The sequence below is a fragment of the Streptococcus alactolyticus genome (assembly GCF_012277075.1).
GTDB classification, from domain to species: Bacteria; Bacillota; Bacilli; order Lactobacillales; family Streptococcaceae; genus Streptococcus; species Streptococcus alactolyticus.
The window spans coordinates 57,120-72,466 of record NZ_JAAXMT010000004.1 but is presented as its reverse complement, the minus strand read 5'-3'; the positions used below and the strand labels follow the sequence as shown (position 1 = coordinate 72,466).

Annotated in this window: 14 protein-coding genes; 3 read left to right on the top strand and 11 right to left on the bottom strand. The window is 42.3% G+C overall.

What is annotated here, in order from left to right; all coding sequences use genetic code 11:
• Positions 1-18: 18 nt before the first annotated feature.
• The 4 genes from HFK82_RS01505 to HFK82_RS01490 all read right to left on the bottom strand — a co-directional run bounded on the left by HFK82_RS01505 (position 19) and on the right by HFK82_RS01490 (position 4,385).
• Entirely contained in the window at positions 19-1,395 is a 1,377-nt protein-coding gene (locus tag HFK82_RS01505) for an ABC transporter substrate-binding protein (protein ID WP_168260545.1), read from the bottom strand.
• A gap of 68 nt (positions 1,396-1,463) precedes the next feature.
• Positions 1,464-2,381, bottom strand: coding sequence for a carbohydrate ABC transporter permease (locus HFK82_RS01500; protein WP_168260544.1), 918 nt, complete (start codon positions 2,379-2,381; stop codon positions 1,464-1,466).
• Entirely contained in the window at positions 2,381-3,247 is an 867-nt protein-coding gene (locus HFK82_RS01495; protein WP_168260543.1) for a carbohydrate ABC transporter permease, read from the bottom strand. The genes HFK82_RS01500 and HFK82_RS01495 overlap by 1 nt, the downstream gene beginning before the upstream one ends.
• Before the next feature lies 1 nt (position 3,248).
• On the bottom strand, positions 3,249-4,385 hold the full coding sequence (locus HFK82_RS01490) for a sn-glycerol-3-phosphate ABC transporter ATP-binding protein UgpC (protein WP_168260589.1): 1,137 nt from the start codon (positions 4,383-4,385) through the stop codon (positions 3,249-3,251).
• A 172-nt stretch (positions 4,386-4,557) separates the two neighbouring features.
• Between HFK82_RS01490 and HFK82_RS01485 the strand changes: the two genes are divergently transcribed.
• Positions 4,558-5,502: a DHH family phosphoesterase gene (locus HFK82_RS01485; protein WP_168260542.1), complete on the top strand. Its 945-nt coding sequence runs from the start codon at positions 4,558-4,560 to the stop codon at positions 5,500-5,502.
• Positions 5,503-5,630: 128 nt separating this feature from the next.
• Positions 5,631-5,873, top strand: coding sequence for a type B 50S ribosomal protein L31 (locus HFK82_RS01480; protein ID WP_168260541.1), 243 nt, complete (start codon positions 5,631-5,633; stop codon positions 5,871-5,873).
• Positions 5,874-5,991: 118 nt separating this feature from the next.
• On the opposite strand, the gene HFK82_RS01475 is transcribed toward HFK82_RS01480, so the two are convergent.
• From HFK82_RS01475 to HFK82_RS01445, 7 genes are all read right to left on the bottom strand, one after another.
• Positions 5,992-7,509, bottom strand: a complete 1,518-nt coding sequence (locus HFK82_RS01475) for a zinc ABC transporter substrate-binding protein AdcA (protein WP_168260540.1) — start codon at positions 7,507-7,509, stop codon at positions 5,992-5,994.
• Between the two features lie 135 nt (positions 7,510-7,644).
• A complete protein-coding gene (locus tag HFK82_RS01470) occupies positions 7,645-9,042 on the bottom strand; it encodes a C69 family dipeptidase (RefSeq protein ID WP_168260539.1) in 1,398 nt (465 codons plus the stop codon).
• An 18-nt stretch (positions 9,043-9,060) separates the two neighbouring features.
• The gene (whiA, locus tag HFK82_RS01465) at positions 9,061-9,975 is read right to left on the bottom strand and encodes a DNA-binding protein WhiA (protein WP_154454208.1); all 915 of its coding nucleotides are present in this window, start codon (positions 9,973-9,975) and stop codon (positions 9,061-9,063) included.
• Complete coding sequence (locus HFK82_RS01460; RefSeq protein WP_168260538.1) at positions 9,972-10,949, bottom strand: YvcK family protein; 978 nt, start codon at positions 10,947-10,949, stop codon at positions 9,972-9,974. The genes whiA and HFK82_RS01460 overlap by 4 nt, the downstream gene beginning before the upstream one ends.
• Positions 10,946-11,836 carry an RNase adapter RapZ gene (rapZ, locus tag HFK82_RS01455; RefSeq protein ID WP_168260537.1) on the bottom strand — a complete coding sequence of 297 codons (891 nt, stop codon included), beginning with the start codon at positions 11,834-11,836 and terminating at the stop codon, positions 10,946-10,948. The genes HFK82_RS01460 and rapZ overlap by 4 nt, the downstream gene beginning before the upstream one ends.
• A gap of 68 nt (positions 11,837-11,904) precedes the next feature.
• Entirely contained in the window at positions 11,905-12,675 is a 771-nt protein-coding gene (locus HFK82_RS01450; RefSeq protein WP_168260536.1) for a DUF1003 domain-containing protein, read from the bottom strand.
• Between the two features lie 34 nt (positions 12,676-12,709).
• Complete coding sequence (locus tag HFK82_RS01445; protein WP_168260535.1) at positions 12,710-13,327, bottom strand: TetR/AcrR family transcriptional regulator; 618 nt, start codon at positions 13,325-13,327, stop codon at positions 12,710-12,712.
• A gap of 226 nt (positions 13,328-13,553) precedes the next feature.
• Here HFK82_RS01445 and HFK82_RS08810 point away from each other — a divergent pair, with 226 nt between their 5' ends.
• Positions 13,554-15,326, top strand: coding sequence for an acyl-CoA dehydratase activase (locus tag HFK82_RS08810; protein ID WP_239472475.1), 1,773 nt, complete (start codon positions 13,554-13,556; stop codon positions 15,324-15,326).
• Positions 15,327-15,347 lie beyond the last annotated feature (21 nt).

Sequence of the window (15,347 nt, the reverse complement as noted above, 5' to 3'; positions counted from 1 at the left end):
CTCTATTGTAGCACTCTATTATTCATTTACAAGGTTATACTCTTCAATAGCGTCGTTGATTGAAGATGACATGCTTTCAACAGCTTCATCAACACTTTGTTCACCATTGATGGTTTTTTCAATTTCTGTTTCAACAATAGAACGTGCTTCAGGGAATACACTTAGCAATGCACCAGCATATTCAGGTGAAGAAGCGTGCAATTGCTCAATCGCAGTTTCAAATTGCGGGTATTTGGCAATGTTGTCTTTGAAGACTTGCTCTTCGTGGGCAGCTACTGTTACAGGGAAGTAACCAGTTGAAGCGTTCCAGAAAGCTTGTGATTCTGGTGAGATCAAGAATTTAACAAATTCCCAAGTTGCACGAAGTTTTTTCGGATCGTTGTTGTTCAAAGCCCAAAGTGATGCACCACCGATTGATACGCCACCTTCGTCAGATGAGCTGATTTTAGGGAAGTAAGCTGTTCCTACTTCAAATTTACCGTTAACGTCTTGAAGGATTTGGTTAAGTGATGCTGTTGAACCAAGAGTGATAGCTGATTTACCTGATGAGAAGTCAGCAAGACCAGCATCGCCACCACGACCAACGTTTGGTGCATAACCTTTGTCGTTCAATTCTTTCCAGATTGAAAGGATGTTTTCAGCAGCTCCATTTTCGTCAAAGGCAACTGCTGTGGCAATGTCTTCACGACCGTTGCCGTTATTTGCGTAATCAAGGCCTTGTTTGCTGATGAATTGCTCGAAGAACCAACCATAAATACCAAGAGAGATAACTTGGTCAGCGCCACCTTTTTCCATCAATTGACCACCAACTTCGCTAAGCTCTTCCAAGCTATCTGGAATTTCTGTTATGCCAGCTTTGTCAAAGATGTCCTTGTTGTAGTACATGATTGGTGTTGATGAGTTAAATGGCATTGAGTACAATTGGTCATCAATAGTGTAGTAAGCTGACAAGTTTGGCTCGATTTGAGAAAGGTCGTAGTTATCAGCGTCAACCATGTTTTGCATTGGAACAGTCCAACCAGATTCAATCATGAAACGTGTTCCAATTTCATAAACTTGGACAAGGTCTGCTCCCATGTTTCCGATTTGCGCACTCTTCAATTTGTTTAGCGAATCATCGTATTCCCCTTGGTATTGAGCGTTAACCGTGATACCGTATTCGTTTTCTTCGTTGAAACGGTCCACCAATTCGTCCATTGCTTTGGCAACAGAGCCACCCATAGAATGCCAGAAAGTGATTTCTGTACCGCTAACTTCGTTAGCTGCAGCCATTTCAACGGTTTCAACTTCAACGTTGTCCGTTTTGCTTGATGAGGTTGATGAGCTACCACAACCAGTCAAAGTACCAAGCGTCATTGTTGTAGCAAGAAGCCCTGCCATGATTTTTTTCTTCATTAGGTTTATATATCTCCTTAAAAAATTTTAATTAACACATTAAATTGAGTAAGTCGGATGCTTTTCTCTTAACCTTTAACGGCACCTGAGAAAAGGCCACGAATCAGTTGTTTTTGACCAACAACAAAGATAGCGATAGATGGGATGATAATCATCACAACACCAGCAATCATCAAAGTGATAGATTGCGAATCCACACTATTTAACATACTAATCCCGATCTGAACAGTTCGCATTGACTCAGAACCTGTTACCAACAATGGCCACATATAAAGGTTCCATGCGTTGATGAAGGTGTAAACCGCCATAGCACCAATCGCTGGTTTGGTCAAAGGAAGCAAGATTTTGATGATAAAAGTCAAGTTAGAGCAACCGTCTAATTTAGCTGATTCATACAAAGATTTAGGGAAAGTCATATAGAATTGGCGGAAGAGGAAAATTCCCATCGCCGACGTCAAGTAAGGGACAATCAGTACAGGATAAGTATCCAATAATCCAAGCTTACCAACGGTTAAATAGTTTGAGATAATAGTTGCCTCTCCAGGCACCATCATGGTAGCCATGACAATCATGAAGAGAATGCCTTTTCCTTTGAATTCTAAAAACGAGAAGGCAAAGGCAGCCAGCGAGCAAGAAATAATCTGACCAACCGTAATGCAACTCGCAATGATGAAAGAATTCAGGATGAATCGCATCAACGGTACTTGCGTGATGGCATTTTTAAAGTTATCAAGGGTCGGATTTTTCGGGAAGAGGTTTAGCTTAGTGGTAAACAACTCACCAGATGGCATAAAGGCAATGCTTACTGCGTACAAGAGCGGCAACAAAATAATCAAAGCCACCACGATATTGGTCAACAAGCGAAAACCTGTTTTAGCCCTTTTCTTAGCTAGAGCCTTGGCACGCATAGTTTCCTTGATATCAACAATTTGCTCTTGCGTGAGCGTTTCTTGACAATAGAGTTCCATTTCTCCCATTTGTTCCATTAGTATTTCACTCCTTTCTTTTCAACTTTGAACATCACAAGCGTGATGAGCATGATAATGATAAATAAGATAACCGATTGTGCCGCTGCACTACCAAACTTGTAGTTAAAGAAGGCATCACGGTAAATAGAGTACACTATCACGTTGGTTGTTTCGTTTGGCCCACCTTCTGTCAAGATTTTGATTTGTCCAAATGACTGGAAGGCTTGAATGATGTTGACCACAAGGGTATAAAACATGATTGGTGACAAACCTGGTAAGGTTAAGTGGAAAAATTGTTGTAGCGGGCTTGCCCCATCAAGAGAGGCACGTTCGTAGATGCTATCGTCGATATTACCAAGTCCTGCTGAAAAATACAGGAAGTTAATCCCACTATTTAGCCAAGCTGTTAGGAAAGCCACACAGTAAAGCGCTGTATTAGGATCATTTAACCAATTGATATCTAAGCCCAAAAGCTTATTCACAATTCCGACAGCTGGGTGGAGCATGATTTGGAAAATCATGGCTGCCGAACTTGAGGCAATCGCCATTGGCAAAGCGTAAACCGTACTAAAGGCACGAATACCAGGAAAAGCTTTGTTGCATAGTAGAGCGGTAATCAAGCCCAGGAACATTCCTCCAAGAACAACAATCGCCACAAAAATCAAGGTAACGCCCAAACTGTTGCGGAAAGAATCCGATTGCAGCAAGTTTTGGTAGTTTTCAAAACCAACAAATAACTTGGCTTCACCCAGTTTATTGGTCTTGAAAAAGCTTAGGTAAATGGTTTTGAAAAATGGATAAAATAGGAATACGGCAAAAATAAGCAAACTTGGAACCAGGTAACCATAAGGACCCACGCTTATTTTTTTAATCTTTTTTCCCACGTCACAGCTCCTCTCTATATAACAAGTTTTCTTGCGTTTCTAAATCAAACACGTGAATTTTCTCAGGGTCAAAGTACAATTCAATGGATTCTCCAGCCGCTGTGTTATTGTCAGGGCTTAGGCGAACACAGTGGTTGCGCTCTGATTCACGGAAGTAAAGAATAACCTCAGAACCAAGTAACTCACGCGAATCCACACGTTCCACGATGCCTTGGCTAAAGGTATCAAAGCCACCTTGTCTAGCTTCTGCTTTTTCGTGGATATCCTCAGGACGAATACCCAATTGCACGGTTTTGCCAACAACATCTTTCAAGCGAAGGCTATCGGCTTGCGTTGGGTAAACTTTCTTATCTTGTTGTTCACCAAAGATGAGAACCACACGGTCTTTTTCTTTTTGAACCACAGCCTCAAAGAAATTCATTGACGGTGAACCAACAAATTCTGCGACAAATCGGTTGATTGGGTTATTGTAAAGCACAGACGGTGCCGCGATTTGTTGAATGACCCCTTCTTTCATGACAACAATTTTGGTTCCTAGGGTCATGGCTTCGGTCTGGTCATGCGTCACATAAATAATCGTGATACCCAATTCCTTATGCAATTTTGCTAGTTCGATACGCATTTGCGCACGCAACTTGGCATCTAAGTTTGACAAGGGCTCATCCATGAGGAAAACTTTTGGACGGCGGATAATGGCACTACCAATGGCCACACGTTGCTTTTGCCCACCTGACAAATCTGATGGACGGCGGTCCAACAAATGTTCGATATCAAGAATTTGAGCAATCTGATGCACTTTTTGGTCGATTTCTTTTTTAGGCGTTTTCCGAACTTTCAAGGCAAAAGCCAGATTGCCATAAACCGTCATGCTTGGGTAAAGAGCGTAGTTTTGGAAAACCATGGACATATCTCTTTCCTTAGGTTCTGAGTAATTACTAAGTTCCCCATCAATCCAAAGTTCCCCGTCGCTAATCTCTTCAAGACCAGCAATCATGCGAAGAGTTGTTGACTTGCCACACCCAGACGGTCCAACAAAAATCACAAACTCTTTATCGTAAATATCTAAGTTAACATCTCGTACGGCGTAATTCTTATTTTTGTATTCTTTGCAAATATTTTTTAATGCAATTTCTACCACACTTTTTGGTTCCTTCCACATCTTTTTTACTCTATTAATCATACATGACGAACGTTCTTGTCTTCTATCTTGTTTTTGTAAAGTTTTTATCAAAATTCATGGCCTAGGTCATTTTTAAAGTGTGGTATAATGAAAAGATAAGAGAATCTTTAAAACGATGGGAGATATCATTATGAATACATTCGCAGAAATTGTGGACGCTATTAAAGCCTATGACACCATTATTATTCACCGTCACCAAAGACCTGACCCTGATGCTATCGGTAGTCAGGTGGGCTTGCGTGATATTATTAGGGAGAATTTTCCAACTAAAACCGTCTTAGCAACAGGTCAAGATGAACCAACCCTTGCTTGGTTAGCCCAAATGGACGAGGTCAGCGACGATGACTATGCTAATGCCTTGGTTATTGTCACTGATACGGCTAATCGCCCTCGAGTTGATGACGAGCGTTACCACACAGGTCAATTTCTCATTAAAATTGACCACCACCCAAATGATGACCCTTACGGAGATTTGATGCACGTGGATACGAGTGCTTCTAGTGCCAGTGAAATCATTACCGACCTTGCTTTAAGCACGCATTTGACCGTGCCAACGTCTGCCGCACGCCTCTTGTATTGTGGTATTGTTGGTGATACAGGACGCTTTCTCTACCCTGCAACAAGCAGCAAAACCTTCCAAATGGCGGCCAAACTTAGAAGCTACGACTTTGATTTTGCACAATTGAGCCGTCAAATGGATTCCTTCCCATTGAAAATTGCTAAACTCCAAGGTTATGTTTTGGAACACCTTGAAGTAGATGATAATGGGGCTGCGCGTGTGCTATTAACACAAGACGTGCTCAAGGAATTTAACGTGACCGAAGCAGAAACCTCTGCTATCGTGAACCTTCCTGGCAAAATCGATACCGTTCAATCTTGGGGTGTTTTCGTTGAGCAAGCTGACGGTCATTATCGCGTTCACCTCAGAAGTAAAACACAAGTCATCAACGGAATTGCCAAACGTCACGACGGTGGCGGACACCCTCTTGCCAGCGGGGCCAACTCTTACAGCTTGGAAGAAAACGAATCCATTTTCCAAGAAATCAAAGACCTCTTGCAAGCCACAAAAGACTAGAAAACCGTCCTATTTTTTCTATTTATTTGGAGAAAAGACTTGCCAAGGACGTATTTATTTGATAAAATGTAAGAGTTAAATAACTATGATGCGGAAAGTATCATGGCAGAAAGGAAATCTTTTTTAAAATGAGACAAAACATTCACCCAGAATACCGTCCAGTAGTATTTATGGATACAACTACTGGTTACAAATTCCTTAGCGGTTCTACTAAATCATCTAGCGAAACTGTAGAATTCGAAGGTGCTACTTACCCACTTATCCGTGTGGAAATTTCATCAGATTCACACCCATTCTACACAGGTCGTCAAAAATTCACTCAAGCAGATGGTCGTGTGGATCGTTTCAACAAAAAATACGGCTTCAAATAAGAAGTACGATTTACGACTTAAACCATTCGAGAAATCGAGTGGTTTTTTGTGTACGTTTCTTATCAATTCAAGGCACTAATCACAAAAGCTTGAAGTTTCTAACTTCAAGCTTTTGTGATTAGTGAGCAACCATGTCTTGGGCGATTTCTTTTCCAGTCAAATTATCAGGGTAATAGGTAGGCCAATGCGACATCTCTTTCAAGAGGGCTTTTTGGCTTTTACCACCCCAGAAAATGTGGAAATGGGTCGAATCTGTTTCAGAGATATTGTGGTCGCTAAATTGCACGTATTTGAATTCACCAGCATTTGGATCGTCGGTTTCAAATAGGTAACGCACGCCACGATTGCCTTTTTCATAGGTCAAGACCTTATAGCCACTGTATTTATAAGTAAATTGATACTTTTGGTCGCCTTTGATAAAGGTGATGGTATTCTTTTTGCCATTAATATTGATGTGGTCAACGTCGGTCTGATAGCCTGTGGTGTAATAGTCTTTGTATTCCTCAGCTGTTTTTTCCCCTTTTGACAACTGAGCCTTGTATTCCCAGACTTGGTCGAGATCACCGTTAACGAGATAAGGGTAAACCGACTGCCATTTTCCTGACCAATCTTTCAAAGAACGGTCGGTGATATCTTTGTCTTTAAAATAGCCGTTTTCTACGGTTTTGCCGGTGTCCTCTTCTGCTTTAATGGTCTTACCAGCAACATCTGTCGTCAATTCCAGAGCCTTGAGATTGGCTTTCATCTCACTAATGTAATTCTCGCCTGATTTCATCTCTTTGCTGGTCAAACTTTCAATGGGATTGAGGACAGCGGTCTTAACACCTGTTTCATCCGCCAAGGTTTCTGCTACCTTACTTGAGGCATTTTTTTCAAAATAAATATAGTGGATATCGTATTTTTGGACATATTTAGCCAGATTAACCAAACGTTTGGCTGACGGTTCGCTATCTGCTGAAATACCTGTAATCGGAATTTGCGTCAAACCATAATCTAAAGCCAAGTAGCCAAAGGCTGCGTGCTGAGTGACGAAGCTTTTTTGCTTGGCTTGGGACAATTTATCCGTGTACAAAGCGTCAAGGTCACTTAGTTCTGTTAGGTAGGCTGCTGCATTATTGGTAAAAACTTCAGCTTTATCAGGGTATTTGGCGATAAAGGCATCTCGGATATTTTCCACCAACATCATTGCACGCTTGGGCGACAACCAGACATGGGGATCGTAGGCATGAGAGTGCCCTTCGTGGCTTTCCCCTTCTTCTTCCTCCTCAGTCGTGCCAGCCAAGAGCAACATATCACCTGTTGCTTTCACTACGGTCAATTGTGGGGCTTTGACAGAAGATACCACGCTATCCACCCAGGTTTCCATATTGTCATCTAGATAAACAAAAACATCAGCATCTGAAATAGTGGCAATATTTTTGGTTGATGGCTCAAAATCATGGGGTTCCGTTCCTGCTTTTACCAACATAGTAACATCAGCTGTGTCACCTGTGACCGCCTTGGTAAATTCATACACTGGGTAGAAAGTGGTTACCACGCTGATTTTATCATCTGCAGCGACAGGCTTGTTGGCTCCTGTCAAGCAAAGTAAAAGCAAGGCAACACCTGCGACAATCGTTACAAACAGTCTTTTCATAACACTCCTTTTATTAACTGGTTAATATTTTACTGGTTAAGTATATCATATTCTCCCGTTTTTGCAAGGTTTTCTTTTCAAAATAGCAAAAAATCCTTTGGGAGACTGGCTCCCAAAGGATTTACTAGTTTAATATTAGTCACTAACTGAAAAATGATTGGTCATCAAGTTACTTGCATCAAAAAGAACCTTATTCAATAAGTCTTGGGTTTGTTGCTGTACGTCATCACTCATGGCTTGGTTTTCAGCGTCAAAATCTACTTTTTCGCCTCTAGCCAAAGCAGCATCGACACGACCAATGCGAGCATGACCAGCCGCCATTGTGCTTTCAACGTAGGCTTCGATATCCCCTTCGTGTTGGTGGAAATGCGGGTCAGCAATGGCAGCAATCAAACGGTTTGCCCAGTAGAAGGAATCCGTTGACACGTTGGCACCTGTATTGGAAAAGTAGGCTGGTGTTGTTGAAATTTGAGTAAAGAACGGCACCATTGTACCAAATGGCATTGAGCCATAGGCCAGCCACTGAATACCAGTGGTGTCATGTGGTTTGTCAGGGCGCAATTGAAGAATAGCGGTTTGACTGGTACGATTGATACCAATGGTACGGAAGGCACGTTGGGTTACCTTATTGCCTTCTGGTCCGTAAGGGTCAAATTCCGTATCTTGATAATGGTTGCTAAGCACGTATTTGACGTCTTCGATAGTGATTTTGCGATAAGGTTTTTGTGCCCAAGGAATGAAGAAACTGCGAGGGTCTTGTTTGATTTCAGGGTTTAAGAAACGTTGCATAGCCCAAGCGCGTGGAGTGTTGTAGTGACGGTCTTTGTCACGTTGGCTACCAAAGGCATAACGTGGGTTGAAATGCTCATTTGAATAAGTCAAATCAAGGTTGTTATCCTCAATAAAATCACGCAAACCAGTTGAATACATATATTCGTCTGGATTGTTAAATTCAAAATGGTCAATACCTAGTTGGTTAGGATTGGTCACGTAACAATCATCTGGCACACGACGGGCAATCCAGTGGTGTCCTCCAACGGTTTCTAGCCACCAGATTTCATCGACATCTGAAAAGGCCACGCCGTTTGACTCGTAAGTTCCATAGGTTTCAAGAATTTCACCAAGGCGTTTTACCCCTTCACGCGCTGTGCGAACATAAGGTAATACCAAAGTCAGCATATCTTCTTCACCAATTCCTGATGCAACGAGCGGATCAGCTCCTAAAACACGCGCATTGGTCGTGATGGTTTCAGTTTCGCTCATGGCAACATTGGCTTCGTTGATACCTGCTTCTCCCCAAATCCCGTCCTTGCGCAAGGCATCTGGCACAGAAGTATAACGCATGGGATTGTCAGGCAAATCAATCTCAAATGATGACAAAACTGATTTGTAGTGGCGAGGTTGGTCCTCAGGTTTCACCACGATAAATTGTTTTGGGGTAAATTCGCCACTTTGTGAGTCTTCAGTTCGCGCAATGATGGTTGAGCCATCATAAGAAGCGTCTTTTCCTACTAAAATCGTTGTACATGACATAAGTCATCTTCCTCCTAATTATGATAAACTTTCTGCTAATTTATTGATTTTACGCAAACGGTGATTGACGCCGCTCTTGGTTAATCCGTTGCCCAAGGTGTCAGCAATTTGCTGCAGCGAATAATCAGGGTGAGCCACTCTGATTTTAGCCACTTGTTGTAATTCAATTGGCAAGGTATCCAGACCAACGGTATCCATGATGGTGATGATATTGTTAATAGTTTTCATGCTGGCCATCACGGTTTTGGCAATATTGGCCGTTTCAGCGTTGTTGGCACGGTTAACATCGTTGCGAGTTTCACGCATGATTTTCACTTCTTCAAACACATCCTTGGAATCCACCGCACCGATAATCAAGAGAAAATCCATGATATCTTCAGCCTTTTGCAGATACGTCACTGCACCACTCTTGTGCTCGATGACCTTGGCATCCAAGATGAATTTTCGCATGAGATTAGCTAAGTCTTCCGCGTGGTCTTGGTAAACGGAAAAAATTTCCAACTGGTACTTGCCTGATTCTGGGTCCCGAATGGTTCCTGTCGCCAAAAAGGCCCCTCGTAAATAAGCCCGTCCCTTGTCATCATCTTCTAAAATCAAGGGATTAATACCTGTTTCGATACCAAAAAAGGAATCTGCCAACTGCAAATCATTTAAAATGTCTTTGACGTCCGTCGCGACAAAGACATGGTAAACACGATTTTTGCGTAAGTTAGTCTTTTGGTGGTAACGAATTTCTGGCTGAACCTTGTAGAGGGTTTCTATCAAAGCATAGATGTGGCGAGCAATTTTGGCATTTTCAGTAGTGATAGACAGAGTCAAACGGTTGCCATTTAACCCCAAACTCCCTGACATTTTGATGATGGCTGATAATTCGCTCTTGTCAAACCGCGATTGGTTAATCAATTCTTCTTTGACTTTTACTGTAAAACTCATCTTTCTTTTGACCTCAATAGGTTCATCAATTCTCGCACCACATAGTCCCCATTGTGAAAAGCACCGCCATTTTCCAAACGAAGAAAATCCGATGAAATCACACGTTTCACTTGCTGGCGTAGTCCTTTAAAATCATGCTCCACCTGAACCAGATACTCGTCAAATTGGTTGGAATTCATATAATCCTGCGGCACTTCTTGGATATTCACCAAAACGGTGTCAATGGCATCTTGTCCTAAGTGACGGTTCAAGACTTCCACGTGGTTGGCATCGGTAAAATGCTCGGTTTCGCCGTATTGTGTCATGATATTACACACATAAGCCACCTCAGCAGACGTATCCAGCAGAGCTTGCTTGATTTCTGGGATAACCAAGTTAGGCAAAATCGAAGTAAAGAGAGAACCTGGCCCCAGCACAATCATATCACTGTTTAAAATGGTTTCGACTACTTTACGGCTGGCAGTTGGCTCTTCGTTGTTGTAGGTATTGGTCACATAAACATGGTCAATTATGCCCTTGTAGTCAGCAATGTAGCTCTCCCCAGTCACCTCATGACCGTCTTTGAAAACCGCATGCAGGGTCAAAGGGTTCTCACTTGCAGGGTAAATCTTGCCTGTAACGTGAAAGAACTTGGTTAACAATTGCATGGCATTGTAGGTTGAGCCTTGCATTTCAGCAATTCCTGAAATAATCAGATTGCCCAAAGGGTGTCCTGCCAAAGCACCGTCGCTATCTGCAAACCGGTACTGAAAGACTTTTTCGTAAAATTTAGGCATATCACTCATGGCAACTAGCACATTGCGCAAGTCACCTGGTGGGGGCAATTGCATCACCGAACGCAATTTTCCTGAACTGCCACCGTCGTCTGCAACCGTTACAATAGCAGTGATATCCACCTCTTCGTGCCTTAAACTATTTAAAATGATAGGTATCCCCGTTCCGCCTCCAATAACAGTAACCTTCGATTTTCTCATGAACGATTAACAGTCTCCTTACGACGATTTTTATCACGGTGGGTTTCATTGACCACCCAGTCTGTTTTCAAGTCTTCTGCTAGGCGATGGGCAAAGGCAACGCTACGGTGTTGACCTCCTGTACAACCAATCGCAATGGTTAAGACTGATTTGCCTTCTTTTTGGTAGCCTGGTAGGATTGGTTTTAAAAGGCCAATCAAATGTTGGTAGAAGGCTTCGGATTCCTCGTGGTCCATAACGTAATCATAGACATCCTTGTCCAATCCGGTTAAGTTACGCAATTCTGGTTTGTAGTAGGGATTTGGCAAGAAACGTACGTCAAAAACCAAATCCGCATCCAAAGGCAGGCTGTATTTGAAACCAAAGCTCATCACTTCAATATGGAAAGAAGCTTGGTTTTGCTCACTTGAAAATTGCTCAGAAATGGTTTTGCGCAACTGGCGTGGGGTCAAATCTGTGGTATTGATCACATTTTGGCTCAGATTTTTTAGAGGTGCTAGCAACTCACGCTCCAATTTAATCCCGTCCAAAATGCGGCCATCCGCTGCTAGTGGGTGGCTACGACGCGTTTCCTTGTAACGTGATACCAATTCACCATCTGTGGCATCTAAGAACAAGATTTTTACGTCAATATTGGGACTGGCATCAATTTGGTCTAAGACAGAATTGATTTCGTTAAAAAAGAGCCTGCTACGCATATCCACCACAAGTGCCACGCGATTATTGTCGCTTGATTGTTCCACCAATTCAATAAACTTAGGCACTAAGGCAGGGGGCATATTATCAATCGTAAAATACCCTAAATCTTCAAAGGATTGAATGGCAACTGTTTTTCCAGCGCCACTCATCCCAGTTACAATGACTAAATGAATAGTTTTATCAGACATAGTCCTTCTCCCCTGATTCTTTTGCTTTTATTATAACAAATTTAAGCCAGTCTGCACGCTAAATGTTCCTACTTCTTCTCGGTTGCTTTTTGTAATTTAGCGATTTCTTCTCGCAAGATTTGGTTTTGCTCTTTCAAATCCACTACCTGATTGGTGACTGAGGCCAGCATTTCGGTTTGCAATTTTTGAATTTCCAGTAAATCTGACTGGTCTTGTTGCACCAAGTGGTCCAATTTTTTGTGCAAAAATCGGATTTCTTCTTTAGACACCTTGTTAACATTGTAGTTTTTTTTGGCTTGCAAGCGGTCATAATCTGAGGCACGGTTTTGGCTCATCATAATCAAAGGGGCTTGAATGGCTGCGATAGTTGATAGGGCGAGATTAAGCAAGATAAATGGGTATTTGTCAAAAGCAATCCCAAACGGTTGAATGATATTGATTAGCATCCAAACTACCATAAAGACGATAAAGGAAATGATAAAGGTCCAAGAACCCCCAAACCGAGCCACGTCGTCCGCGATTTTTTGCCCAAAAGTAATTTTCTTATCCAATTGGTCTTGGATATCCAAGGCAGCGTAATTTTCATCATTTGCCACCCCGTGAACCGCCTCACGAATGAACTCATTTTTACAGTTGGCTTGGTCGATAATTTCCTCTAAAAGCTGCATTCGATAAGGCGTCAGCTGTTTATAACTGATAAAATCACCGTCTTGCAGATCAGGATGACTTTGTCTGAGAAGGTGGTGCAAACGCGTGTCCATTTCAGATAAAAAGCTACCTTCTGCTACTGGGTATAAGCGATGGTCAATAGCATCACGAACCTTATTGTCATTTTTCATAATTACCCTCTTTCTTTGTTGCTCTCACAAGCTCTTAGTCACAATCGTCACGGTCAATGATAACCCCCATTACCGTCAAATGACCATTGCTAATCAGGGTCAAAACCAAACGTGACAATTCCTTTGCTGGCATGGCAAAATCTGACTTAATCCACCACAGCAAAGTCCCTGTGAAAATACTGGTCAAATAAGCCACCACAAACTCTGTTGGAACTTTCTTGCCTGATTCCGTCACATTTAGCTTGGCCAGTAAATGGTCGTACTTGTCATGCATTAAGCTTCCAAATTGTTCTTGCATGACTTCTTGGGAAATACTACGCAAGACAATTTTAGCAATCGATGGATTTTTTTCAAGTCCTCGGTAAAAGTCTGCCAAGAGTTTTTCGGCACGTTTGACCTTGACTGTGTCACCTTTGGCGATTTGTGCTGCCTCAATCATATCTGACATTTGCTCCACAATTTGTTGGTGAATCCCATCACGAAGCTCGTCTTTGTCAGCATAGTGGGCATAAAAAGTGGCGCGGTTAATCATAGCCTCATCCGCAATGTCTTGAATCGTAATCTTTTCATAAGATTTCTCACTCAAAAGTTTTGCAAAGGCATCAAAAATCAACTTCTCGGTTCTTAAATAGCGAATATCTGTAAATTTCATCCGTCTTCCTCCAAGATAATCAACAGTTTTAGCACCTTGTGTTGTTTAAACAACATAACCATCAAAATTAACGATTGTATTTTATTAGGACTATTTTATAATAGTATTATAGCAGACACTTTGTTGAATAAACAACAGAATGTTGTTAAGCCTATCTGTTTTTCTTATCCTATGTAAAAGAAAAAGGCAAAACAAAGTCTAAATCACTAATCGAGGATACTGGAATATGTATAAAGCAGGTGTAGATGTCGGATCGACAACGGTTAAAGTTGTGATTTTCGATGATCATGAAAAGCTCGTCTTTTCACGTTATGAACGGCATTTTTCAGATGTCAAAACAGCAACCATTAAGGTCTTAAACGATGCCATTTCAGAAATTGGCGACCAAACGGTCAGTATTGCCATCACAGGTTCTGGGGGCATGGGATTGGCAGATGTGGCCAAAATTCCATTTGTACAAGAAGTTATAGCGGCCACAACAACCGTTGAGCATTTTATTCCTGAAACAGATGTGGTCATTGAGCTAGGCGGTGAAGATGCCAAAATGACCTTCTTTGGGGACGCGCTTGAACAACGCATGAACGGTACGTGTGCTGGTGGAACAGGTGCCTTTATTGACCAAATGGCAGAACTCTTGAAAACAGATGCCAATGGGGTTAATAAACTGGCCAAGGGGTACGAAACCATTTACCCTATTGCCAGTCGTTGCGGGGTTTTTGCTAAAACTGACGTTCAACCTTTGATTAACGAGGGCGCACGCAAAGAGGACATTGCAGCCTCTATTTTCCAAGCCGTGGTCAATCAAACCATCGCTGGATTAGCATCAGGACGTAAAATCACAGGGAATGTTGCCTTTCTTGGTGGACCTTTGTTCTTTATGAGCGAATTGCGTCAACGTTTCATCGAAACGCTTGATATTAAGCCAGAAAATGTGATTTTCCCTGAACACCCACAACTATTTGTGGCAATGGGAGCTGCCTTAGACGAAGAACAAGCTCAATTAGCCTTGTCAGAAATCATTAACAACCTCAAGACCAACAGTTCACAAGCCTTGGTCCCTAAAAATACCTTGGATGTGCTCTTTAAAGACCAAGCCGAATTGGACGCTTGGCGAGCACGTCACAACCAAGCCAGCGTGACCTACAAAGACATTGCCCAAGCTTCTGGGCCTGTTTTTCTGGGCATTGACGCAGGTTCGACCACTTCAAAAGTGGTGTTGACTGACCCTGACGGCGCTATTTTGTTCCAACATTACGGCAATAACCAAGGACAACCGCTGGAAAATGTCATTGCCATTTTGAAAGAAGTTTACCACCAATTGCCACAGGAAGCCTATATCGCGCGCTCTTGCGTGACAGGTTACGGCGAAAAACTCATTCAAGCAGCGCTGCACGTGGATTATGGTGAAGTGGAAACCGTGGCTCATTTCAAGGCTGCCAATTACTTTAACCCTGGCGTTGATTTTATTTTGGATATTGGTGGGCAAGACATGAAAGCCATGAGCGTTCAAGACGGGGCTCTTTCAAGCATTCAGCTAAATGAAGCTTGCTCTTCAGGTTGTGGTTCCTTTATTGAAACCTTTGCCAAATCCCTCAAATACGACGTCAAAGATTTCGCTCAGGTTGCTTTATTGGCACAACACCCCGTGGACCTAGGCTCAAAATGCACGGTTTTCATGAATTCAAAAGTCAAACAAGTGCAAAAAGAAGGAGCAACCGTGGCAGATATTTCAGCAGGATTGTCTTATTCAGTCATCAAAAATGCCTTGTACAAGGTTATCAAACTCAAACGCCCTGAAGATTTAGGGGAAAAAATCGTAGTTCAGGGAGGAACCTTCTACAATGAAGCGGTACTTCGTGCCTTTGAATTGGTCAGCGAACGCGAAGTGGTTCGCCCAAGCATTGCTGGTCTAATGGGAGCTTACGGCTGTGCCATCATTGCTCAGGAAAAATACGAAGATGAAACCGCCGAGGTACCCGCTTTTAGTACGGTACAGTAAAGGAGAGAACGCATGACGGAA